The sequence below is a fragment of the Leisingera aquaemixtae genome, assembly GCF_006740765.1.
GTDB classification, from domain to species: Bacteria; Pseudomonadota; Alphaproteobacteria; order Rhodobacterales; family Rhodobacteraceae; genus Leisingera; species Leisingera aquaemixtae.
In genome coordinates this window covers 2,407,290-2,427,190 of record NZ_CP041159.1, presented here as the reverse complement: position 1 = coordinate 2,427,190, position 19,901 = coordinate 2,407,290, and the positions used below count along the sequence as shown (strand labels likewise).

22 protein-coding genes are annotated in these 19,901 nt (G+C 66.4%); 2 read left to right on the top strand and 20 right to left on the bottom strand.

Translation table 11 applies throughout. The features are described from left to right. Positions 1 to 223 precede the first annotated feature (223 nt). From R2C4_RS13490 to pcaF, 20 genes are all read right to left on the bottom strand, one after another. Positions 224 to 1,189, bottom strand: coding sequence for an ABC transporter permease (locus R2C4_RS13490; protein WP_141891039.1), 966 nt, complete (start codon positions 1,187 to 1,189; stop codon positions 224 to 226). Then, the gene (locus R2C4_RS13485; RefSeq protein ID WP_141891038.1) at positions 1,189 to 2,283 is read right to left on the bottom strand and encodes an ABC transporter permease; all 1,095 of its coding nucleotides are present in this window, start codon (positions 2,281 to 2,283) and stop codon (positions 1,189 to 1,191) included. The genes R2C4_RS13490 and R2C4_RS13485 overlap by 1 nt, the downstream gene beginning before the upstream one ends. Continuing rightward, positions 2,284 to 2,421 (bottom strand): hypothetical protein, encoded by a 138-nt coding sequence (locus R2C4_RS21245; RefSeq protein WP_167510260.1) that lies wholly within the window; start codon positions 2,419 to 2,421, stop codon positions 2,284 to 2,286. Further along, entirely contained in the window at positions 2,421 to 3,950 is a 1,530-nt protein-coding gene (locus tag R2C4_RS13480; RefSeq protein ID WP_141891037.1) for an ABC transporter ATP-binding protein, read from the bottom strand. Before R2C4_RS13480 ends, R2C4_RS21245 begins: the two co-directional genes overlap by 1 nt. Beyond that, positions 3,947 to 4,300 carry a nuclear transport factor 2 family protein gene (locus R2C4_RS13475; protein ID WP_141891036.1) on the bottom strand — a complete coding sequence of 118 codons (354 nt, stop codon included), beginning with the start codon at positions 4,298 to 4,300 and terminating at the stop codon, positions 3,947 to 3,949. The genes R2C4_RS13480 and R2C4_RS13475 overlap by 4 nt, the downstream gene beginning before the upstream one ends. Positions 4,301 to 4,316: 16 nt before the next feature. Beyond that, on the bottom strand, positions 4,317 to 5,312 hold the full coding sequence (locus R2C4_RS13470; RefSeq protein ID WP_058285258.1) for a BMP family lipoprotein: 996 nt from the start codon (positions 5,310 to 5,312) through the stop codon (positions 4,317 to 4,319). A gap of 155 nt (positions 5,313 to 5,467) precedes the next feature. Beyond that, the gene (locus R2C4_RS13465) at positions 5,468 to 5,893 is read right to left on the bottom strand and encodes a GNAT family N-acetyltransferase (RefSeq protein WP_244940730.1); all 426 of its coding nucleotides are present in this window, start codon (positions 5,891 to 5,893) and stop codon (positions 5,468 to 5,470) included. Then, positions 5,886 to 6,482 (bottom strand): tRNA (adenosine(37)-N6)-threonylcarbamoyltransferase complex dimerization subunit type 1 TsaB, encoded by a 597-nt coding sequence (gene tsaB / locus R2C4_RS13460; protein ID WP_141891035.1) that lies wholly within the window; start codon positions 6,480 to 6,482, stop codon positions 5,886 to 5,888. The genes R2C4_RS13465 and tsaB overlap by 8 nt, the downstream gene beginning before the upstream one ends. Before the next feature lie 21 nt (positions 6,483 to 6,503). After that, the gene (locus R2C4_RS13455) at positions 6,504 to 7,070 is read right to left on the bottom strand and encodes a NifU family protein (protein ID WP_141891034.1); all 567 of its coding nucleotides are present in this window, start codon (positions 7,068 to 7,070) and stop codon (positions 6,504 to 6,506) included. A gap of 69 nt (positions 7,071 to 7,139) precedes the next feature. After that, complete coding sequence (locus R2C4_RS13450; RefSeq protein WP_141891033.1) at positions 7,140 to 7,739, bottom strand: 2-hydroxychromene-2-carboxylate isomerase; 600 nt, start codon at positions 7,737 to 7,739, stop codon at positions 7,140 to 7,142. Between the two features lie 22 nt (positions 7,740 to 7,761). Further along, positions 7,762 to 8,217 (bottom strand): universal stress protein, encoded by a 456-nt coding sequence (locus R2C4_RS13445; RefSeq protein ID WP_008554060.1) that lies wholly within the window; start codon positions 8,215 to 8,217, stop codon positions 7,762 to 7,764. Positions 8,218 to 8,514: 297 nt separating this feature from the next. After that, a complete protein-coding gene (locus R2C4_RS13440) occupies positions 8,515 to 9,378 on the bottom strand; it encodes a branched-chain amino acid aminotransferase (protein ID WP_141891032.1) in 864 nt (287 codons plus the stop codon). Positions 9,379 to 9,600: 222 nt separating this feature from the next. Further along, on the bottom strand, positions 9,601 to 10,095 hold the full coding sequence (locus tag R2C4_RS13435) for a VOC family protein (protein WP_141891031.1): 495 nt from the start codon (positions 10,093 to 10,095) through the stop codon (positions 9,601 to 9,603). A 201-nt stretch (positions 10,096 to 10,296) separates the two neighbouring features. Continuing rightward, the gene (locus tag R2C4_RS13430; RefSeq protein WP_141891030.1) at positions 10,297 to 11,058 is read right to left on the bottom strand and encodes a Phenylacetic acid catabolic protein; all 762 of its coding nucleotides are present in this window, start codon (positions 11,056 to 11,058) and stop codon (positions 10,297 to 10,299) included. Positions 11,059 to 11,106: 48 nt separating this feature from the next. Then, positions 11,107 to 12,180, bottom strand: a complete 1,074-nt coding sequence (paaE, locus tag R2C4_RS13425) for a 1,2-phenylacetyl-CoA epoxidase subunit PaaE (protein WP_141891029.1) — start codon at positions 12,178 to 12,180, stop codon at positions 11,107 to 11,109. A gap of 10 nt (positions 12,181 to 12,190) precedes the next feature. Then, positions 12,191 to 12,664, bottom strand: coding sequence for a 1,2-phenylacetyl-CoA epoxidase subunit PaaD (paaD, locus tag R2C4_RS13420; RefSeq protein ID WP_141891028.1), 474 nt, complete (start codon positions 12,662 to 12,664; stop codon positions 12,191 to 12,193). Between the two features lie 126 nt (positions 12,665 to 12,790). Beyond that, on the bottom strand, positions 12,791 to 13,552 hold the full coding sequence (gene paaC / locus R2C4_RS13415) for a 1,2-phenylacetyl-CoA epoxidase subunit PaaC (RefSeq protein WP_141891027.1): 762 nt from the start codon (positions 13,550 to 13,552) through the stop codon (positions 12,791 to 12,793). Next, positions 13,552 to 13,836 (bottom strand): 1,2-phenylacetyl-CoA epoxidase subunit PaaB, encoded by a 285-nt coding sequence (gene paaB / locus R2C4_RS13410; RefSeq protein WP_008562338.1) that lies wholly within the window; start codon positions 13,834 to 13,836, stop codon positions 13,552 to 13,554. The genes paaC and paaB overlap by 1 nt, the downstream gene beginning before the upstream one ends. Before the next feature lie 64 nt (positions 13,837 to 13,900). Continuing rightward, the gene (gene paaA / locus R2C4_RS13405) at positions 13,901 to 14,878 is read right to left on the bottom strand and encodes a 1,2-phenylacetyl-CoA epoxidase subunit PaaA (protein ID WP_058285226.1); all 978 of its coding nucleotides are present in this window, start codon (positions 14,876 to 14,878) and stop codon (positions 13,901 to 13,903) included. 23 nt (positions 14,879 to 14,901) lie between these two features. Continuing rightward, positions 14,902 to 16,104 carry a 3-oxoadipyl-CoA thiolase gene (gene pcaF, locus R2C4_RS13400; RefSeq protein WP_141891026.1) on the bottom strand — a complete coding sequence of 401 codons (1,203 nt, stop codon included), beginning with the start codon at positions 16,102 to 16,104 and terminating at the stop codon, positions 14,902 to 14,904. A gap of 274 nt (positions 16,105 to 16,378) precedes the next feature. Between pcaF and R2C4_RS13395 the strand changes: the two genes are divergently transcribed. Continuing rightward, positions 16,379 to 18,166 (top strand): acyclic terpene utilization AtuA family protein, encoded by a 1,788-nt coding sequence (locus tag R2C4_RS13395; protein ID WP_141891025.1) that lies wholly within the window; start codon positions 16,379 to 16,381, stop codon positions 18,164 to 18,166. Positions 18,167 to 18,277: 111 nt separating this feature from the next. Then, positions 18,278 to 19,894 (top strand): acyl-CoA carboxylase subunit beta, encoded by a 1,617-nt coding sequence (locus tag R2C4_RS13390; RefSeq protein ID WP_141891024.1) that lies wholly within the window; start codon positions 18,278 to 18,280, stop codon positions 19,892 to 19,894. The last annotated feature ends 7 nt before the right edge of the window (positions 19,895 to 19,901 follow it).

Below are 19,901 nucleotides of genomic sequence, written 5' to 3'. Positions count from 1 at the left end.
CCGCCCTGCGGGCGGCGCAAAGGTCTTTCTGCTGAGGGAGGCCCCAGTGCGGCAGGGCTGCCCCTCAGGCGGCCGTTTGAGTGCAGCTGCGTCTTTGCCGCGTCGAGGGGGGGAAGGCGCCTGCGCGCGGCCGCTGCCGCGGCCCTTGGCCCGGAACAAACGCATGCTGGGAAAAGCAAACGCCCGGCGCAGGGCCGGGCGTTCGGGGTGTTACTTGCAGCGCTCAGCGCTCTTTGACGTAAGGCTCGCCGCCGGCGCGGGGCGGGATCGCCTTGCCGACGAAGCCGGCCAGGATCACAACCGTCAGCACATAGGGCAGCGCATCCATGGCCTGAACCGGGATCACGATGCCGCCAAGCTCGATGTTCTGGAAGCGCAGGGCGATGGCCTGCAGCAGCCCGAACAGCAGGCAGGCGCCCATTGCGTGCCAGGGCCGCCACTTGGCAAAGATCAGCGCCGCCAGCGCGATGAAGCCGCGTCCTGCGGTCATGTCCTTGACGAAGCCCGCCTGCAGCGCAGTGGCCAGATAGGCGCCGGCAATGCCGCACAGCAGGCCGCAGATCATCACCGCGCCGTACCGCAGGCCGACAACCGAGACGCCCGCGGTGTCCACTGCCGCCGGGTTCTCGCCCACCGCGCGCAGGCGCAGGCCGAACCGGGTGCGGAACAGGATCCACCAGGTGGCCGGCACCGCCAGGAAGGCGATGTAGACCAGCACCGAATGGCCCGACAACAGCTCGGAGTAGATCGGCCCCAGCACCGGCACGCCCGACAGGCTGTCGGCAAAGGGCAGGGTGATCGGGGTGAACCGGCCGCCGCTGAACAGCGACGGCGTGCGGCCGCCCTGCTGGAACCAGTCCTGGGCAATCAGCACCGTCATGCCCGCAGCCAGGAAGTTGATCGCCACGCCGGAGATCAGCTGGTTGCCGCGGAAGGTGATCGAGGCCACTCCGTGCAGTCCGGCCAGCACCAGTGAAGAGGCGATGCCCGCCAGCAGCCCCAGCCAGACATTGCCGGTCACCGCCGCCACGGCGGCAGAGAAGAAGGCAGCCATCAGCATCTTGCCTTCCAGGCCGATATCGAAGATGCCCGCGCGCTCGGAGTAGAGGCCGGCCAGGCAGGCCAGCAGCAGCGGTGTTGCCAGGCGGACGGTGGAATCCAAAATCTGGATGATCGTCAGGAATTCCATCAGTTCTGCCCTCTCCGCACCGCCAGAAAGATCTTCTCAAGCGGCATCCGCACCATGTTGTCCAGCGCACCCGTGAACAGGATCACCAGCGCCTGGATCACCACGATCAGCTCTCGCGGGATCGAGGTCCAAAGCGCCAGTTCCGCGCCGCCTTGATACAGGAAGCCGAACAGGATGGCCGCCAGGAACACGCCGAACGGGTGGTTGCGCCCCATCAGCGCCACCGCGATGCCGATGAAACCGGCGCCTTCGGTGGCGTTCAGCACCAGCCGCTCCGCTTCGCCCATCACGTTGTTCACAGCCATCATGCCCGCCAGCGCGCCGGAGATCAGCATCGCGATCATGATCGTGCGCACCGAGGAGATGCCGGCATAGCGTGCGCCCGGCTCGGATTTTCCGAGGGAGCGGATCTCATAGCCCAGCGGCGTCCGCCAGATCAGCAGCCAGACGAACAGGCAGGCGCCCATGGCGACCAGCAGGCTGACGTTGGCCGGGGCCGATTTGGAGAAGTTGATGCCGATCGGCGCCAGCAGCTCATGCAGGGAGGGCAGGTGGACAGCCTGCGGGAAGCGTTCGGTGGCCGGATCCATCGAGCCTTCGGGGCGCAGCACGTTGACCAGCACATAGTTCAGCACCGCCGCGGCGATGAAGTTGAACATGATGGTGGTGATCACGATATGGCTGCCGCGCTTGGCCTGCAGATAGGCCGGAATGGCGGCCCAGGCGGCGCCAAAGATCCCTGCGCCCAGGGCGGCAAAGGCCAGCGCCAGCGTCCAGTGCGGCCAGGGGATCAGCAGGCAGACCAGCGCCACGCCCAGGCCCCCCAGCATCGCCTGGCCCTCGCCGCCGATGTTGAACAGCCCCGCATGGGCGGCCACCGCCACCGCGAGGCCGGTGAACATGAAGTTGGTGGCGTAATAGAGTGTATAGCCCCAGCCATAGGTGGAGCCCAGGGCGCCATTGACCATCAGCTTGACCGCGGCCACCGGGTCTTCGCCGATCCCGAGGATCACCAGGGCTGACAGGAGCGCGGCCAGGATCAGGCTGATCAGCGGGATCAGGACCACGTCGGCCCATTTCGGCATCTTGTCCATTTACGCGGCCCCCGGTTTGGCTTTCACGGCCGGAACGCGCAGCGGTCCGGCCAGCGCCCGTCCGCCCCCATGGGCGGGCGCTTCGCTTCCGCCCGCGGACAGGCGCAGGCCCTTGTTGCGAGTCATCTTGTATTGCATCACGCGGCCTCCCCCGCGACACCGGCCATCAGGAGGCCGAGTTCTTTCTCATCGGTCTGATCCGCCGGGCGTTCGCCCATGATCATGCCGTCAAACATCACCGCAACCCGGTCGGAGAGCGACAGGATCTCTTCCAGCTCGACCGAGACCAGCAGGATCGCCTTGCCCTGGTCGCGCAGCGCGACGATTTGCTGGTGAATGAATTCGATGGCGCCGATGTCGACGCCGCGGGTCGGCTGGCCGACCAGCAACAGGTCCGGGTTGCGCTCGATCTCGCGCGCCACCACGATCTTCTGCTGGTTGCCGCCGGAGAAGTTCTTGGCCGCCAGCCAGGGGTCCGGCGGGCGCACGTCGAATTTTTCCATCTTGGCCTCGGTGTCGGCTTGCAGGGCGGCGTTGTTCATCAGCACACCGTTCTGATAGGCCGCATCGCGGTGATAGCCGAAGGCCACGTTTTCCCAGGCGTGGAAATCCATGATCAGGCCCTCGCGCTGGCGGTCCTCCGGCACATGGCCGATACCGGCGCCGCGGCGTGCCTTGGCATCCGATCCCGGGCCGCTGAGCGGCAGCGGCGTGCCATGCAGCTTGATGCTGCCGGTGCCCGGACGCATGCCGCCCAGAACTTCCAGCAGTTCCGACTGGCCGTTGCCGGCCACCCCGGCAATGCCGACGATCTCGCCCGCGCGCACGGTCAGGTTGATGCCTTTCAGGCGCTCGACGCCGGCCTCATCCACCACCCGCAGGTTCTCGATCTCCAGGATCGGGGCGCCGGGCTGTGCGGGCACCTTGTCGACGCGCAGCAGCACCTTGCGGCCCACCATCAGCTCGGCCAGGTGCTCGGGGCTGGTCTCAGACGTCTTGACGGTGGCGGTCATCTGGCCGCGCCGCATCACCGACACCGTATCGGTGTACTCCATCACCTCCCGCAGTTTGTGGGTGATCAGGATGATGGTCTTCCCCTCGGCGCGCAGCCGGTCGAGGATGCGGAACAGCTGGTCGGCCTCAGACGGCGTCAGCACGCCCGTCGGCTCGTCCAGGATCAGGATCTCTGCCTTGCGGTAGAGCGCCTTGAGGATCTCCACCCGCTGCTGCGCGCCGACGCCGATTTCGTCGATGCGCGCATCGGGGTCCACGTACAGCTCGTACTCCTCCTCCAGCGCCTTCAGCTCCTTGCGGGCGCGGCGCAGCGAGGGCATCAGCATGCCGCTGTCCTCGGCCCCCAGCACGATGTTTTCCAGCACGGTGAAGTTTTCCACCAGTTTGAAATGCTGGAATACCATGCCGATGCCCGCGGCAATTGCCGCCTGGCTGTCGGGGATCTCGGTCTTCTTGCCGTTGATGAAAACCTCCCCTTTGTCGGCCTTGTAAAAGCCATAGAGGATCGACATCAGCGTCGACTTGCCCGCACCGTTTTCACCGATGATACCGTGAATGGTGCCGGGGGCGACGCGGATCGAAATGTCCTTGTTTGCCTGGACAGGGCCAAAGGCCTTGGAGATGCCTTTGAGTTCGATGGCGGGGGCAGTCAAGCGGGCTCTCCCATGCCTGTAAATCCGATCAGCCGCACCACTTTGCCGTCTTGCAGATCGGCAAAATACTGGCCGCGCGCCATGCGGGTGCCGTCCTTCAGGAAATCCACTGTGGCGCGCGCATGGCCGTGGTGTTCCGAGACGGCCACCACTTTGGCCTCGGCGCCCGGCATCTTCGCGCTGAACTGCGCGATATGGTCCAGATAGGCGCCGCGGCCCTCGATGGGGGCGGGGATGCTGGGATCGGAATAATAGAATTCGGGCCCGATCGCCGCGTCGGTTTTTGCAACACGGCCTTCGGGGGTTGGGTCGCCCCAGGCCGCAAACAGAATATGAATAGACTCCGTCATGGCCTGGGGCTTTCTCTTAGAAGCTCAGCGCCGGGCAGCTGTCATCGGACATGTAGTCATGCACCTTGATCTCACCCGAGGCAATCTTGGCAGCAGCGTCGTCCACCGCGGCCTGCATCTCGCCGGTGACCAGCTCGGCGTTGTGCTCATCCATGGCATAGCCGACGCCGCCATTGGCCAGGCCCATCACAGAGAAGCCGGTTTCCATCTCGGCACCGTCCGAGAAGGCCTCAAACACGGCGTTGCCGACGTTCTTGGTCATCGAGGTCAGCACTTTGCCCGGGTGCAGGTGGTTCTGGTTGCTGTCCACGCCGATCGACAGGATGCCTTCGTCGGCCGCGGTCTGCAGCACGCCCACGCCGGTGCCGCCGGCCGCGGCATAGACCACGTCAGCGCCCTGGCTGATCTGCGCCTTGGTCAGCTCCGACCCTTTCACCGGGTCGTTCCAGGCTGCCGGCGTGGTGCCGGTCATGTTGGAAATCACCTTGGCGTCCGGGTTGGCGGCCTTCACGCCCTCGGCATAGCCGCAGGCGAACTTGCGGATCAGCGGAATGTCCATGCCGCCGATAAAGCCGACGGTGTTCGACTTGGACGCCATCGCCGCCATCATGCCGACCAGATAGGAGCCTTCATGCTCGTTGAAGACGACCGAGCGCACGTTGTCGCCCTCAACCACCATGTCGATGATGGTGAATTTGGTGTCCGGGTAATCGGCGGCCACCTGGCCCAAAGCGTCGGCAAAGGCAAAGCCGACCATCACGATCGGGTTGGCGCCGGCCTCGGCAAAGCGGCGCAGGGCCTGCTCGCGCTGGGCTTCGGACTGCAGCTCGATCTCGCGGTAGGTGCCGCCGGTCTCTTCGACCCAGCGCTGGGCGCCGTTGTGCGCGGCTTCGTTGAAGCTCTTGTCGAACTTGCCGCCCAAGTCGAAGATCAGCGCAGGTTCGGCCAGCGCGGCACCTGCTGTCAGGGCCAGCGACGCGGCTGCGCCCATCAGCGATTTCATCAGGGTCATCAGGTTAACTCCCACTGTCATTATTGTTGGATGCAGCGGGGCTTTTCCGCTGCCCGGCCACGTTCAGGCCAAAGAGGGTGCGGCAATTTAGCCTGCAGGGCAGGGAGAGGGTCAACCGCTTTTTGACCAAATGGTGCGAAATCCGCGCAACTGGCCTAGCGTAAACCTTTTCTCATCAGGATCGCATCCGCCGGTTTTGCCCCTTCGCGGCGGTAATATCCGGCCCGGCGCCCGCATTCCGCGAATCCGCAGGCATGGTACAGCGCCTGTGCGGGGGCGTTATCGGCGGCGACTTCCAGGAACAGCTCTGCCGCGCCCCGCGCGCGGGCCACTGATTCCCAGTCGGCCATGCAGGCGCGGGCCAGCCCCTGGCGCTGATGGCCGGGGCCGGTCGCAATGGTCAGCAGCTCCGCCTCATCCGCGATCACCCGCACCAGCGCAAAACAGCGGGCGCCGCCTGCGGCAAAAACCAGCGGGCTGTCCAGCAGGGCGGCGAACTCCGCCGCCGACCAGGGCCGGGACTGGGTAAAGGCCGCGGCATGGGTGGCGGCCATCGCCTCCGGTGTCAGCGGGTCAGCCATCAATCAGCGCCGGCGGCACATCGCTGGACGGCGCGGCATCGGCAGAGCGCAGATACAAGGGGGCAGGCGCCCCGGTCACGGTCTCGAACCGCCCGGCCGCAATCCGCGCAATGGCTTCGGCAATGCCCGCCGGGCTTGCCTCGGGCGCAAACGCCAGCCCGGCGCCGCGGGCGGCGTCTTCGGCCTCCTGGCGCGGCATCAGACGCGGCGCTTCCCCGGGCAGGGCGGCATAGACCTGATCGCGCGGCGCAGGCACGGCGGGCAGGGTGCCTTCGGCGGCGCGGGCTTCAAACCCGTCAACGCCGACGGCCGGTATCTCCAGACCCAGCGCCAGGCCGCGCGCAGCAGAGACCGCAATCCGGATGCCGGTGAAGTTGCCGGGGCCGACGCCGACGCCGATGGCGTCAAGATCCTGCCAGCCGGCGCCGCCCTCGGCCAGCACCTCTTCCAGCAGCGGCATCAGCCGCTCGGCCTGGCCGCGGGCCATTTCTTCCAGCCGGGAGGCCAGCACCGCATCGCCGCGCAGCAAAGCGGCCGCGCAATGCGCGGCCGATGTGTCAAATCCCAGAACCAGTGGTTCGGACGCCATCAGATGTCCTTTCGCAGCCGGTCAGACGGCAACCGGGCGCACCTCGGTGACTTCCGGGATATAATGGCGCAGCAGGTTCTCGATGCCCATCTTCAGCGTCAGGGTCGAAGACGGGCAGCCCGCGCAGGCGCCTTGCATGTGCAGGTAGACAACGCCGCGGTCAAAACCGTGGAAGGTAATGTCGCCTCCGTCCTGAGCCACCGCCGGGCGCACCCGGCTGTCCAGCAGCTCCTTGATCTGGTTGACGATCTCGGCGTCCTCGCCGGTGTGCTCCGCGTGGCCCGAGGCCGGATCGGCAGAGCCGTCCGCCATCACCGGCTGGCCGGACTGGTAGTGTTCCATCACCGCGCCCAGAATGGCGGGCTTGATGTGGTCCCAGTCGACCCCGTCCGCCTTGGTCACGGTCACGAAATCATTGCCGAAGAACACGCCGGTCACGCCGTCGACCGCAAAGATGCGGGAGGCCAGCGGCGATTTGCCCGCGGCGTCTGCGCTGGGGAAGTCGGCGGTGCCCGCCTCCAGAACGGTCTGGCCCGGCAGGAATTTCAGCGTCGCCGGGTTGGGCGTGGATTCAGTCTGAATGAACATGTCGGGTCTCCGTTAAGCGTGCCCCCGATATGCGCCTTGCGGCGCGCCAAGTCAAGATTTGGAACTATTCTAAATCTCTCGGCCCGCAGCGTGCGCCAGGGCTTGCTCCAGCCGGTCATCGCCCCAGAACAGTTCCGGACCGCTGATAAAGCTGGGGGCGCCGAAAATGCCAGCGGCAATCGCGTCTTCGGTCTGCGCCCGCAGCGCCGATTTGACGGCAGGCGCCTGGGCGCGCGGCATCAGCGCATCGTCAAGGCCCGCCTGGCGCAAGCAGCCCTGCAGGACAGCGTCGCTGGAGATATCCGCGCCATTACCGAACTGCGCTTGAAACACTGCCTTTGTGAACGCTTCGATGCTGTCCATCTCCGCGGCGGCCAGTGCCAGCCGGGCCGCCTTCAGTCCGTTTTGCGGGAACGGATCCGGGCGCCGGAAGGGCAGCCCGCGGGCGGTGCAGATCCGCTCCATATCGCGCCACATATACCGGCTTTTGGCAGGGTAGATGTTGAACGGGGAGGTGTCCCAGCCCTGCGCGGCAAACACCGGCCCCAGCAGGAACGGCCTCCAGGTGACGGCAACAGAGCGGGCAGCGGCCAGCGCGCCGATCCGCATCACGCTGAGATAGGAATAGGTGGAGGCGAACTCGAACCAGAAGGTTAGCCTGCCGCGCATCGCCTGCCCCCCGCTGCCCTGGTCAGGTGATCGCTTCCAGCTTCTCTTTGCTGAGATCGCCGGGCACGATGGTGATCGGCACCGGCAGGGTGCCGGAGTTCTTGGTCAGCTGGGTGACCAGCGGGCCCGGCCCCTTGCGGCCGGTGCCCGCGCCCAGCACCAGCACGCCGATTTCCGGATCGCCCTCGATAAAGTCGAGGATCTCCGGCACCGGCTCGCCTTCGCGGATCACCAGTTCCGGATCGACGTTCTGGCGGTCGCGCATCCATTTGGCAAAGACCTCGAAATGCGCATGGATCCGTTCGCGGGCTTCTTCCCGCATCACTTCGCCGACGCCGATCCAGTGGTTGAACTCATCCGGCGGGATCACCGACAGGATGGTGACGCCGGCGCCGGTATGCGCCGCGCGCATGGCGGCGAACCGCATGGCGTTCAGGCATTCGCGGCTGTCGTCCAGTACCACAAGGAATTTGCGCATTTTCGCTCTCTCGTTGTTCCACCGCGGATCATGACGCAAGCGGGCGCATCAGGCAATAGAGCCAAACCCGTTGAGCCGTTTCAAGAAACTGGCGCTAGATTGGGGCAGCGAGCGCTCCCGCGCCCGCAGGATCTCCCGGCTGCGCCGGAAGCCCCTTGGCGGCCTTGGGCCCGGCGCCGCGCAGGGCGCGGCGCGGCACCGTGCGCAGGCACGGTGCCTGGCCCAACCGTGCAGCGGTCTTTTGCAAAAAAGGCCCGGAGCGGGCGGGAGCCTCCGCAAGCGGCGCAGCGCCGTGCGTCAGCTCTGGCTGCGGGCCCAGTCCCAGTACATCTCACGCACCCGCTTGGCGACGGGGCCGGTTTGATACTGGCGGCTGTCAAAGGCGATGACAGGTGTCACCTTGCTCATGTTGCCCGACAGGAAGACCTCGTCGGCCTCCTCAAAGTCCTGATAGCCCAGCACGCACTCATGCACCGTAATGCCATCGGCGCGCATGTTGCTGATGTGGCGGGCGCGGGTGATGCCGGCCAGGAAGGTGCCGTTGGGGATCGGGGTGAAGACCTCGCCATCGCGCACCATGAAGACATTGGTGGTGGCGGTTTCCGCTACGTTGCCCATGGCATCCAGCACCAGCGCATTGGTGAACCCCTTGCTGCGCGCCTCGCGCAGCATCCGGGCGTTGTTGGGGTACAGGCAGCCGGCCTTGGCATTCACCACCGCGTTTTCCAGCACCGGACGGCGGAAGCGGGTGCGGGTCAGCGTGGCGGAGGCCTCAGGCGCCGCCATCGGGATTTCCTCCAGGCTGACCGCAAAGCGCGTGCTGTCCGGGTCCGGCGCAATCAGCGTCGCGTCGCCATCCGCCGCCCAGTACATCGGCCGGATATAAACGGCGGAGCCGGGGGCAAACCCCTCCAGCCCCTCGCGGATCAGCGCCGCCATCTGCTCGGCCGAATGGGTCGGTGTCATCAGCAGCGCCTCTGCCGAGGCATTGGTGCGGGCGCAGTGCAGATCGAGGTCCGGCGTCACCCCGTCAAAGAAGCGCGCGCCGTCGAACACCGAAGAGCCCAGCCACATCGCATGGTCCGCCGCCCGCATCACCGGCAGGTCGCCGTCGTGCCAGCTGCCGTTGAAATAGGTCCGGATTGTGCCGCTTACAGCCATGTTTTCCCCCCCTCTGCTTGCCGCTAGGGTAGGCAGAGAAAGGTCAGAGGTCCAGACCTAACATCACCCGCAAATGTCCCGGCAAAGGAGGCGATCAGGCCTGTTTTATTAATTTTTACAGGGTGTTGCCCGTGTCTTGCAACAGTTCTGACGCTGCGTCTTTTGGGTCAGCATGTCTGACCAATTGTTTCGCGCGCGAAACATTCGGGCAGCAGGGCTGACCTACTCAACCTCCGCGAGCAATGCCTGCAGGTCCAGGGCCTCTGTGCCCATCGCCAGGCTTCCGTCCGCCGCACGCGGCCACTCCGCCTCCGCCCGGTCGCGGTAGAGCTCCACCCCGTTGCCGTCCGGGTCGCGCAGGTAAATCGCTTCGGAAACACCGTGATCCGCGGCGCCCTCCAGCGCGATGCCGGCCTCCAGCACCCGGTGCAGAACTGCGGCCAGGCTCTTGCGGTCCGGCAGCAGGATGGCGGTGTGGTAGAGGCCGGTCGCATTGGTCGCCGGGGCAGGACCGCCGCGCGACTGCCAGGTGTTGAGGCCGATGTGGTGGTGATAGCCACCCGCCGACAGGAAGGCGGCGGAGCTGCCCAGCCGCTGGGTCACTTCAAACCCCAGGACGCCGCTGTAAAAGCCGATCGCCCGCTCCAGGCCCGAAACCTTCAAGTGGACATGGCCGATGCGGGTGCCTGCGGGAAGGGGTGGTGTGCCTGTGCTCATTGCAGCCTCCATCTGTCTGGTGCTGCAGATATGGCCGCTGTGCGGCCCGGCTGCCATTCCGCAGCGCCGCACCATGTGCCTGTGGATTTGCACAGCCGCGGCGGCGCAGCGCAGCTAGCGCGCCGCAAGGCGCGCCGGGCCCAACCGGGCCTGCGCATCTGTGATGCGCTGCAGCCCGGGCGGGAGTATTGCGGGTAAGGATCAGGCGGCCGGTTTCAGGCCGGCCTTGTCCAGAATGTCATTGGCGTCCTGCTGCCAGCGGGCCTTCAGATCCGCATTCGGGGTGCGGCGCAGGCCCATGGCCTTCAGCCCTTCGAATTTCTCCGAGTCCTCCTGGCCGAAACTGGCCGCGACCCGCGGCCACCAGTAGTCGACCAGCTCCTGCAGCCCATCGGGGCCCTGGGCCTCGACCAGCACCATCAGGCCTTCTTCGGCCAGCTCCGCGTGGCGGGTCTCCACCGGCAGGATGGCACGGAAGGCTTCGGCCAGCGGCTGGTAGGACACATGGCTCAGCTCCTCCAGCTGCAGCACCACCGCGCGGCCCATCAGGAAGTTCATCACCACCGCATCCGCCCAGCCTTCCAGCGGGTAGTTGAACACCGCCAGGCGCATGTCGTGCTTGGTGCGGCTCTGGCCGATGTCGGCCTCCCGCTCCAGCCGCGCGGTCCAGGGGTGATGGTCGGCATAGCGCTCGGTGTCGGCCCCGAAGTCGCCCATGATCCGCAGCACCTTCTCGGCGTGGTCGGTTTTTTCCAGCACGATCCGCGCCGCGGCGATGCGGGCCTTGATGCCGGGGCCTTCGTTGATGATATCGGCAAAGCCCGCGGCGCCGGCCAGTTCGCTGTCGACGAAGGTCGCCATCAGCTTCATCAGCTCGGCGCGGTAGCGCGGCGGCACGTTGGACGGGTTGGTCAGAACCCCGCCCTGGGCCAGATAGCTTGTGATGCTCATCTCTTCGGACATAAAACGCCCTCCCTGAAATCTCCGGGCGACCCGGGTTTTGAAATTGCCTTACTGATCGTAGTCCACGACGACGTTATCGGTCACCGGATAGGCCTGGCAGGACAGCACATAGCCCTTTTCGACCTCGTAATCCTCCAGCGCGTGGTTGGCGACCATCTCGACCTCGCCTTCCAGCACCTTGCAGCGGCAGGTGGAGCAGACCCCGGCCTTGCAGGCATAGGGCGCGTCCATGGCGTTTTCCAGCGCGGCATCCAAGAGGGTCATGTCCTTGCCCATCTCGATGGTCTGGGTGGCGCCGTCCAGGGTGATCGCGGCCTTGGTCTGGTTGGCGCTGCTGGCGGCGTCGGTTGCGGCGGCCTTGCGCTTGGCCCGGCCCGGCTGGGCCGAGGCGAACAGTTCGAACTTGATCTGGCTGTCGTCAAGGCCTGCGCTGCGCAGGGCGGCGGCGATGCCCAGCATCATCGGCTCGGGTCCGCAGATGAAGGCGGTGTCCACGTTTTCGATGTCGATCCAGTGCTCGAACAGCTGGGCGCATTTCTCCTCTGTCACCAGGCCGGTGAACAGGTCGATTTCCTGGGCGTCCGATTCCAGCACGTGGATCACGTTGAAGCGGCCCATGTAGAGGTTCTTCAGATCCTCCAGCTCCTCGCGGAACATGATCGTGTTCACGCCCTTGTTGGCGTAGACCAGCGTGAAGGAGGATTTGGGCTCCGCCGCCAGCGTGGTTTTGAGGATCGACAGTACCGGGGTAATGCCGGAGCCGCCGGCAAAGCCCAGGTAATGCTTTTCGGCGGTACCATCGAGCGGGGTGAAGAAGGTCCCCATCGGTGCCATCGCCTGCAGGGTATCGCCGGCCTTCAGCTCAGTGTTGGCCCAGGTTGAAAACGCGCCGCCGTCGACGCGCTTGATGCCGACCTGCAGGATGCCTTCGTCCTTGCCGGCGCAGATCGAGTAGCTGCGGCGCAGTTCCTCGCCGTCGAAATCGCGGCGGAAGGTCAGGTACTGGCCCTGGGTGAAATCAAACGCCTCAGCCGCGCCGTTCACGGGCTTCAGGGTAACAACCACCGCATCGCGGATGGTCTTGCGGACATCGGTGACTTCAAGGTCGTGAAAGCGCGCCATCAGGGTCTCCTCAGATGCACTTGAAATAATCAAAAGGTTCGAGGCAGTCCTGGCAGCGCCAGTGGGCCTTGCAGGGGGTCGAGCCGAACTGGCTGACCTTGGTGAGGTTCTTGCTGCCGCAACGCGGGCATTTTTCCGGGCCGCCCGCGGGCTGGGGCGGGGCGATGCCGTATTCCTCCAGCTTGGCGCGCCCCTTTTCCGACAGCCAGTCGGTGGTCCAGGCGGGGGATATCTGGGTTTCGATCTTCAGGTATTCGATCCCCTTGCTGCGCAGCGCAGTCTCGATGTCGAGGCTGATGATCGAGGTCGCCGGGCAACCCGAGTAGGTGGGGGTGACGGAAACAACCAGGGTTTCGCCCTGCCATTCCACACCGCGGACGATGCCGAGGTCGACGACCGAGATCACCGGGATTTCCGGATCCGGCACGGCGTCGAGCCACTCCCAGATCTGGTCAGTGCTTGGCTGAGTTGTCACTTGGCTCATGCGGTTACCCTCATTGGCTGTATCGCCCGGCAGTGCGCCGGGCAACGCCCATTGCGCCCCCGCGGTGCGGGGGTCCAACGCCCGCCGCTCGTGACGGGCGTTGCCTTCAGTTCTCCGGCCGCGGCCTTACCATTTGGCGCCGGGATAGGCGCGCTGCAGCCATTGCATCTGGGTCAAAAGGTGGCCCAGATGCTCGGTATGCATCGCACCGGTGCGCCCGCCCTTATGGGCAAAGCTGCTGTCCGGAATGGTCAGCGTCGCGTCGCTCAGGATGCGGGAGATCAGCGCGTCGTACTCTTCGCGCAAGCACGCCGGATCGGGCGCGATGCCCGCTTTCACCATCTCCGCGTCGGCCTCGTCGGACTGGAACATCTCGCCCACGTAGGGCCACAGATAGTCCAGTGCCTCCTGCATCCGGCGGTGGCTTTCCTCGGTGCCGTCGCCCAGGCCCACCACGGTGTCGGCGGAACGCTCCAGGTGATAGGCCACCTCTTTCGAAGCCTTCTCGGCAATCGCGGCGACCCGCTCGTCCGAGGATTTCATCAGCCGGCCCAGTTGGATCGAATGCCAGGCGTCGAACAGGAACTGGCGCATCAGGGTGCGGCCGAAGTCGCCGTTGGGCACCTCGCACAGCAGCACGTTGCGGAAGTCCCAGGCGTCGCGCAGGAAGGCGAGGTCGTCGGCGGATTTGCCTTCGCCCTGCACTTCACCGGCAAGGCCGAGCCACATCTGGGTCTGGCCGATCAGGTCCAGCGCGGTGTTGGCCAGCGCGATGTCCTCTTCCAGCACCGGCGCGTGGCCGCACCATTCGCTGACCCGGTGGCCGAGGATCAGGGTGTTGTCCCCCATCCGCAGCAGAAACTGGGCAAATGCGTCGTCGCGGGTCATTACATCGCCCCCACTTCTTCGGGGATGTCGAAGAAGGTCGGGTGGCGGTAGACCTTCGACTCGGACGGCTCGTAGAGCGGGCCCTTGTCGCTGGGCGAGGAGGCGGAAATGTGGTTCGCCTCGACCACCCAGATCGACACGCCTTCGTTGCGGCGGGTGTAGACGTCGCGGGCGTTCTTGATCGCCATTTCGGCGTCCGGTGCATGCAGGGAGCCGACGTGGCGGTGGCTCATGCCGTGCTGGCCGCGGATGAAGATTTCCCAGAGGGGCCATTCGTTTTTCATGTCTCAAATCCTCCTGGCTGAGGGGGCGCTTGCGCGTCTGGGCGGAGCGCCGGAATGCTTGGGGTTACTCGGCGGCGTGCTGGCGCGCGGCTTTTTTCTTGGCGTGGGCAAGCAGGCCGTCGCGGACCCAGGCGCCGTCGTCCCAGGCCTTGTTGCGGTCGGCGAGGCGGTCAACGTTGCAGGGGCCATTGCCCTGGATCACGTCAAAGAACTCGCTCCAGTCCGGGTCGGTGTAATCGTAATGGCCGCGCTCTTCGTTCCACTTCAGGTTCTCGTCCGGCACGGTGAGGCCGAGGTATTCGGCCTGCGGCACGGTCTGGTCGACGAACTTCTGGCGCAACTCGTCGTTGGTGTTCATCTTGATCTTCCACTTCATCGACTGGGCAGAGTGGACCGAGTCCTTGTCGGACGGGCCGAACATCATCAGCGACGGGTACCAGAGGCGGTTCAGCGCATCCTGAGCCATCTTCTTCTGCTCCGGGGTTCCTTCTGCCATCTTGCGGATGGCGTCGTAACCCTGGCGCTGGTGGAAGCTTTCTTCCTTGCAGATGCGGATCATCGCGCGGGAGTAGGGGCCGAAGGAGGTCCGCTGCAGCGGCACCTGGTTCATGATCGCAGCACCATCAACCAGCCAGCCGACCGCGCCGATGTCGGCCCAGTTCAGCGTCGGGTAGTTGAAGATCGACGAATACTTCATGCGGCCGTCCAGCAGCATCTCGGTGATCTCGTCGCGGGAGACGCCCAGCGTCTCCGCCGCGCAGTACAGGTACAGGCCATGACCGGCCTCATCCTGCACCTTGGCGAGCAGGATCGCCTTGCGCTCCAGCGTCGGCGCGCGGGTGATCCAGTTGCCCTCGGGCAGCTGGCCGACGATTTCGGAATGGGCGTGCTGGCCGATCTGGCGGATCAGCGTCTTGCGGTAACCCTCGGGCATCCAGTCCTTGGGCTCGATCTTCTCGCCCGCGTCGATGCGGGCCTGGAAGGCCGCCAGCTTTTCCGGATCGTCCTGGGTCGCTTCGGATTTGATCATCTGAGCATACATGTCTGGGACCTCCCTAGAGTTCGTTACACGCGTTCGAGGATCAGGGCGGTGCCCTGTCCAACGCCGACGCACATGGTGCAGAGCGCATACCGCCCGCCGGTGCGCTGCAGTTGGTAGGCGGCGGTCAGCACCAGCCGCGCGCCGGACATGCCGAGCGGGTGGCCCAGTGCAATCGCACCGCCGTTGGGATTAACATGGGGCGCATCGTCCGGAAGGCCAAGCTCGCGCAGGGTGGCAAGGCCCTGCGATGCGAATGCCTCGTTCAGTTCGATCACGTCCATCTGTTCGATGGTCAGGCCGGTGCGGGCCAGAACCTTGCGGGTGGCGGGCACCGGACCGATGCCCATGATGCGCGGCTCGACGCCTGCGGCGGCCATGCCGACGATGCGGGCCATCGGTTTCAGACCGTTCTTCGCCGCAGCCGCTTCATTCGCCATCAGGATCGCTGCGGCACCGTCGTTGACGCCGGACGCATTGCCTGCGGTCACGGTCTTGTCCGGGCCGTTGACGCCCTTGAGGCCCGCCAGCTTCTCTGCCGAGGTGCCGGGGCGGGGGTGTTCATCGGTGTCCACCACCAGATCATCGCCCTTGCGCTGCGGGATGGTGACCGGGGTGATTTCGTCCTTGAAGATGCCGGCCTCATGCGCGGCGGCCCAGCGGGCCTGGCTGCGGGCGGCGAATGCGTCCTGATCCTCGCGGGAGACGCCGTAGTCGTCGGCCACGTTGTCAGCGGTCTGCGGCATCGAGTCGGTGCCATACATCTCGTGCATTTTCTTGTTCACGAAGCGCCAGCCGATGGTGGTGTCGTAAACCGCATTGGCGCGGGTGAAGGCAGAAGTTGCCTTGGGCATCACGAAAGGCGCGCGGCTCATGCTTTCGACGCCGCCGGCGATGGCCATGTCATAGTCGCCCGCCTTGATCCCGCGGGACGCCATGCCGACCGCATCCATGCCGGAAGCGCAGAGACGGTTGATGGTGGTGCCGGGCACAGAGGTGGGCAGGCCCGCCAGCAGCGCCGCCATGCGGGCCACGTTGCGGTTGCTTTCACCGGCCTGGTTGGCATCGCCAAAGATCACATCGTCAAGGGAGCCCCAGTCCACGTCCGGGTTGCGCGCGGCGAGCGCGGCAATCGGCAGGGCGGCAAGATCATCGGTACGCACCTGGCTCAGCGCGCCGCCGTAGCGGCCGATCGGGGTGCGGGTGGCATCGCAGATGAAAGCATCCATGGGTGTTCGCGTCTCCTGTGGCGGCGGCGGGATAAGCCGACCGTTGGGTCGGTATTACGCCGGAAGATGATTCGCGGCAAGTGAAATGTAACCTGAAACTTTCACCTTTGAAAATTCTGTAACGTGTTGGGGCGGAGCGCCCCCGCTGCCGCAGTGAACGCGGGGTTACAGTTGCAAGGCCAAGGCCTTGGCGGTCAGGCTGGCAGCAGGGGGCCGCCGTTTGCGGGCAAATCCGTGTATGCTGTGCACCGGATGGCGGCCAAGGGGAGGAGCAATGCCACAAGGACTGCGCATCGGCGGCGCTGCCGGGTTTTGGGGGGAGGCCGCCCTGGCCACGCCGCAGCTGCTGGCGGCGGGGGGCTTGGATGTTCTCGTCTATGACTACCTGGCCGAGATCACTATGGCGGTGCTGGCGCGGGCGCGGGCAAGGGATCCGCAGGCGGGCTATGCAACAGATTTCGTGACCGCGGCGATGGCACCGAACCTGGCGGAGATCGCCCGGCAGGGGGTGCGGGTTATCTCCAACGCGGGCGGGGTCAACCCGCAGGCCTGCGCCGCGGCCCTGCGGCAGGAGATCGCTGCGCAGGGGCTGGATCTGAAGGTGGCCGTGGTTGAAGGCGACGACCTGCTTGGACGCGCGGCGGAGCTGGCGGCGGCCGCTCCCGAGGATATGTTCACCGGCGCGCCGTTTCCGCCGCTGGAGGAGATCGCCAGCATCAACGCCTATCTCGGCGCCTTTCCGATTGCCGCAGCCCTGGACCGCGGGGCGGACATTGTGGTGACCGGGCGCTGCGTGGACAGCGCGGTCACGCTGGCGGCCTGCATCCACCGCTTCGGCTGGGCGGCGGCGGACCTGGACCGGCTGGCGGGCGGCAGCCTGGCGGGCCATATCCTGGAGTGCGGGCCGCAGGCGACCGGCGGCAACTTCACCGACTGGCAGAAGGCTGCGGAGGGCCTGGCCGCGATCGGCTACCCGATTGCGGAGATCCGCGAGGACGGCTCTTTTGAGGTGACCAAGCCCGCGGGCACCGGCGGCTTGGTCTCCCGCGCGACGGTGGCGGAGCAGCTGCTGTATGAGACCGGCGATCCGCAGGCCTACGTGCTGCCGGATGTGGTCTGCGATTTCTCTGCCGTCACGGCGACGGAGACCGGGCCGGACCGGGTGCGGGTGGCCGGCGCCAGGGGGCGCGGGGTGCCGGATGCGTATAAGACCTGCATCACCTGGCAGGACGGTTTCCGCAGCGGCCACTATTTCACCTTCTATGGCCTCGATGCCGAGGCCAAGGCGCGGGCTTTTGCCACGGCGGCGCTGGCCCGGTCGCGGGAGGCTCTGCGGGGTATGAAGCTGCCGGATTTCAGCGATGTGAGCATCGAGCTGATCGGCAGCGAAAGCCAGTTCGGCGGGCTGCGGCAGAGCGGCGCCGCGCGGGAGGTGGCCGCCAAGATCGCGGTGCGCCATCCCGAGGCCCGTGGAGTGGGGGTGTTCCTGAAAGAGGCGGTGGGTCTGGGCCTGTCGGCGCCGCCTGGGCTTAGCGGGTTTGCGGGCGCGCGGCCCAAGCCCTCGCCGGTGCTGGCGCTGTTTTCCTGCCTGCTGCCCAAGGCACATGTGCCCGCGACCGTGCGGGATGCGGCGGGCACCTGCGCGGTGCCTGCGGCTCCGGCGCTCCCGCTGCAGGCGGTGGAGCCGCCCGCGCCGCCGCCGGTGCCGCACGCAAAGCGCTTGGCGGAGGTGCCCTTGATCCGACTCGCCTGGGCGCGCAGCGGCGACAAGGGCGATATCGCCAACATCGGCGTCATCGCCCGCAGGCCGGAGGTGCTGCCCTGGATCTGGGAGGCGCTGGACCAAGCCCATCTGCGCCGGGTGTTCGGGCATTTCTGGGACGGGCGGATGGAGCGGTTCTATCTGCCCGGCAGCCACGCGGTGAACATCCTGCTGCACGGCGCGCTGGGCGGCGGCGGCACGTCCTCGCTGCGCAACGACCCTCAGGCCAAGGGCTATGCGCAATTGCTGCTGGCGGCCCCGGTGCGGGTGGATGCGGACTTGCTGGAGGCAGCGGCATGATGTGCGCAGGGCTGCGCCCGGCCCTGGGTGGGTGCGAAGCGCCCTCCCGTGGGGAGGGTCGGGCGCTGCCCGGCGTGCCGCCGGGCGGAACGCAAATTGGGAAAGCAGTTCATGAGTGAGTTCCAGACCAAAATCAGCCCGGACAGCGAAACCTTCGCCCGGAACCGCGAAGACATGCTGGCGCTGGTCAAGCGAATGCGCGATTTGGAAGCCCGCGCGGCAGCGAAATCCGAAGAACGCCGCCCGGTCTTTGACAAGCGCGGGCAGCTGTCCCCGCGAGAGCGGGTCTCGGCACTGCTGGACCCTGGGCTGCCGTTCCTGGAGCTTTTCAACATGGCCTCCTACCTGGTGGATGATCCGGACCCGGACACCTCGATCCCCGGCGCCTCGATCATCCTCGGGATCGGGTATGTCGAGGGCGTGCGGGCGATGGTCTTTGCCGATGATGCCGGGATCAACGCGGGGGCGATGACGCAGAAATCGGTGGACAAGGCGCTGGGCGCGATTGCCATTGCCGAGCGGCAGAAGCTGCCCTTCATCCACCTGGTGGAAAGCGCCGGTGCCGATCTGATGCGCTACACGGTGGAGCTGTGGGCGCATGGCGGCGGCATGTTTGCGGGGCTGGCGCGGCTATCGGCGGCGGGCATCCCGGTGATCACGGTGCTGCATGGCGCCTCGACCGCGGGCGGGGCCTATCAGCCGGGGCTGTCGGATTATGTGATCGGGGTCCGGGGCAACGGCATGGCGATGCTGGCGGGCGCGGCGCTGGTACAGGCGGCGACCGGCGAGGCGGCGCAGGACGCGGATCTTGGCGGCGCAGAGATGCACGCCGCAACCACCGGGCTGGTGGAGTATCTGGCCGCGAATGACGCCCATGGCATCGAAATCGCCCGCGAAGTGGTGTCCGGGCTGGGCTGGAAGGCTTGCGGGCCTGCGCTGCCGGTCTGCGCCGAACCTCTGCTGCCGCCTGATCAGATTGCGGGCGTGGTGCCGGTCGACTACCGCACCCCCTGCGACATGCGCGAGGTGGCGGCGCGTATCGCGGATGGCTCGGACTTGCGCGAATTCAAGCCGGATTTCGGTCCGGCGACGCTCTGCCTGCAGGCGCGGATCATGGGGCAGCCGGTTGGCCTGATCGGCAACAACGGCCCGCTGGACCCGGACGGGGCGGCCAAGGCCACGCATTTCCTGCAGGCGATGGACCAGGCCGGCACCCCGGTTGTCTTCTTGAACAACACCACCGGTTACATGGTCGGCACCGCCTCAGAGCGCGCGGGCATGATCAAGCACGGCGCCAAGATGATCCAGGCGGTGACCAATCTGCGGGTGCCCAAGATTGCCCTCTATACCGGGGCCAGCTTCGGGGCCGGGAACTATGGCATGTGCGGCTATGCCTTCGGGGCCGATTTCCTGTTCACCTGGCCCAATGCGATGACCGGGGTGATGGGCGGCGCGCAGGCGGCGCTGACGATGGAGCAGGTCGCCCGGCGCACAGCCGAACGCAAGGGCGTGGAACCGGACGAGGCGCGGCTGGCGGCGCAGCGCGCAAAGATCACTGCGCATTTCGACCGGCAGTCGGATGCCTTCTACACCTCGGGGCGGGTGCTGGACATGGGGATGATCGACCCGCGCGACACGCGGGCGGTGCTCGGTTTCTGCCTGCACACCTGCCAGGAGGCGCGGGTGCGGCAGCTGAACCCCAACAGCTTTGGCGTGGCGCGGATCTGAGGGGGCG

Bases quoted from the DNA above. Each gene is read 5' to 3' on its own strand.
- paaC (WP_141891027.1), bottom strand. From the start codon at position 13,552: ATGACCCGCGACGACGCATTTGCCCAGTTTCTGCTGCGGATGGGGGAC.
- R2C4_RS13430 (WP_141891030.1), bottom strand. From the start codon at position 11,058: ATGTCCGAAGAGATGAGCATCACAAGCTATCTGGCCCAGGGCGGGGTT.
- tsaB (WP_141891035.1), bottom strand. From the start codon at position 6,482: ATGGCGTCCGAACCACTGGTTCTGGGATTTGACACATCGGCCGCGCAT.
- R2C4_RS13445 (WP_008554060.1), bottom strand. From the start codon at position 8,217: ATGCGCAAATTCCTTGTGGTACTGGACGACAGCCGCGAATGCCTGAAC.
- R2C4_RS13450 (WP_141891033.1), bottom strand. From the start codon at position 7,739: ATGCGCGGCAGGCTAACCTTCTGGTTCGAGTTCGCCTCCACCTATTCC.
- R2C4_RS13485 (WP_141891038.1), bottom strand. From the start codon at position 2,283: ATGGACAAGATGCCGAAATGGGCCGACGTGGTCCTGATCCCGCTGATC.
- paaB (WP_008562338.1), bottom strand. From the start codon at position 13,836: ATGAAAAACGAATGGCCCCTCTGGGAAATCTTCATCCGCGGCCAGCAC.
- R2C4_RS21245 (WP_167510260.1), bottom strand. From the start codon at position 2,421: ATGCAATACAAGATGACTCGCAACAAGGGCCTGCGCCTGTCCGCGGGC.
- R2C4_RS13435 (WP_141891031.1), bottom strand. From the start codon at position 10,095: ATGAGCACAGGCACACCACCCCTTCCCGCAGGCACCCGCATCGGCCAT.
- paaE (WP_141891029.1), bottom strand. From the start codon at position 12,180: ATGGCGCGCTTTCACGACCTTGAAGTCACCGATGTCCGCAAGACCATC.
- paaD (WP_141891028.1), bottom strand. From the start codon at position 12,664: ATGAGCCAAGTGACAACTCAGCCAAGCACTGACCAGATCTGGGAGTGG.
- R2C4_RS13395 (WP_141891025.1), top strand. From the start codon at position 16,379: ATGCCACAAGGACTGCGCATCGGCGGCGCTGCCGGGTTTTGGGGGGAG.
- paaA (WP_058285226.1), bottom strand. From the start codon at position 14,878: ATGTATGCTCAGATGATCAAATCCGAAGCGACCCAGGACGATCCGGAA.
- R2C4_RS13390 (WP_141891024.1), top strand. From the start codon at position 18,278: ATGAGTGAGTTCCAGACCAAAATCAGCCCGGACAGCGAAACCTTCGCC.
- R2C4_RS13455 (WP_141891034.1), bottom strand. From the start codon at position 7,070: ATGTTCATTCAGACTGAATCCACGCCCAACCCGGCGACGCTGAAATTC.
- R2C4_RS13470 (WP_058285258.1), bottom strand. From the start codon at position 5,312: ATGACCCTGATGAAATCGCTGATGGGCGCAGCCGCGTCGCTGGCCCTG.
- R2C4_RS13440 (WP_141891032.1), bottom strand. From the start codon at position 9,378: ATGGCTGTAAGCGGCACAATCCGGACCTATTTCAACGGCAGCTGGCAC.
- R2C4_RS13490 (WP_141891039.1), bottom strand. From the start codon at position 1,189: ATGGAATTCCTGACGATCATCCAGATTTTGGATTCCACCGTCCGCCTG.
- pcaF (WP_141891026.1), bottom strand. From the start codon at position 16,104: ATGGATGCTTTCATCTGCGATGCCACCCGCACCCCGATCGGCCGCTAC.
- R2C4_RS13475 (WP_141891036.1), bottom strand. From the start codon at position 4,300: ATGACGGAGTCTATTCATATTCTGTTTGCGGCCTGGGGCGACCCAACC.
- R2C4_RS13465 (WP_244940730.1), bottom strand. From the start codon at position 5,893: ATGGCTGACCCGCTGACACCGGAGGCGATGGCCGCCACCCATGCCGCG.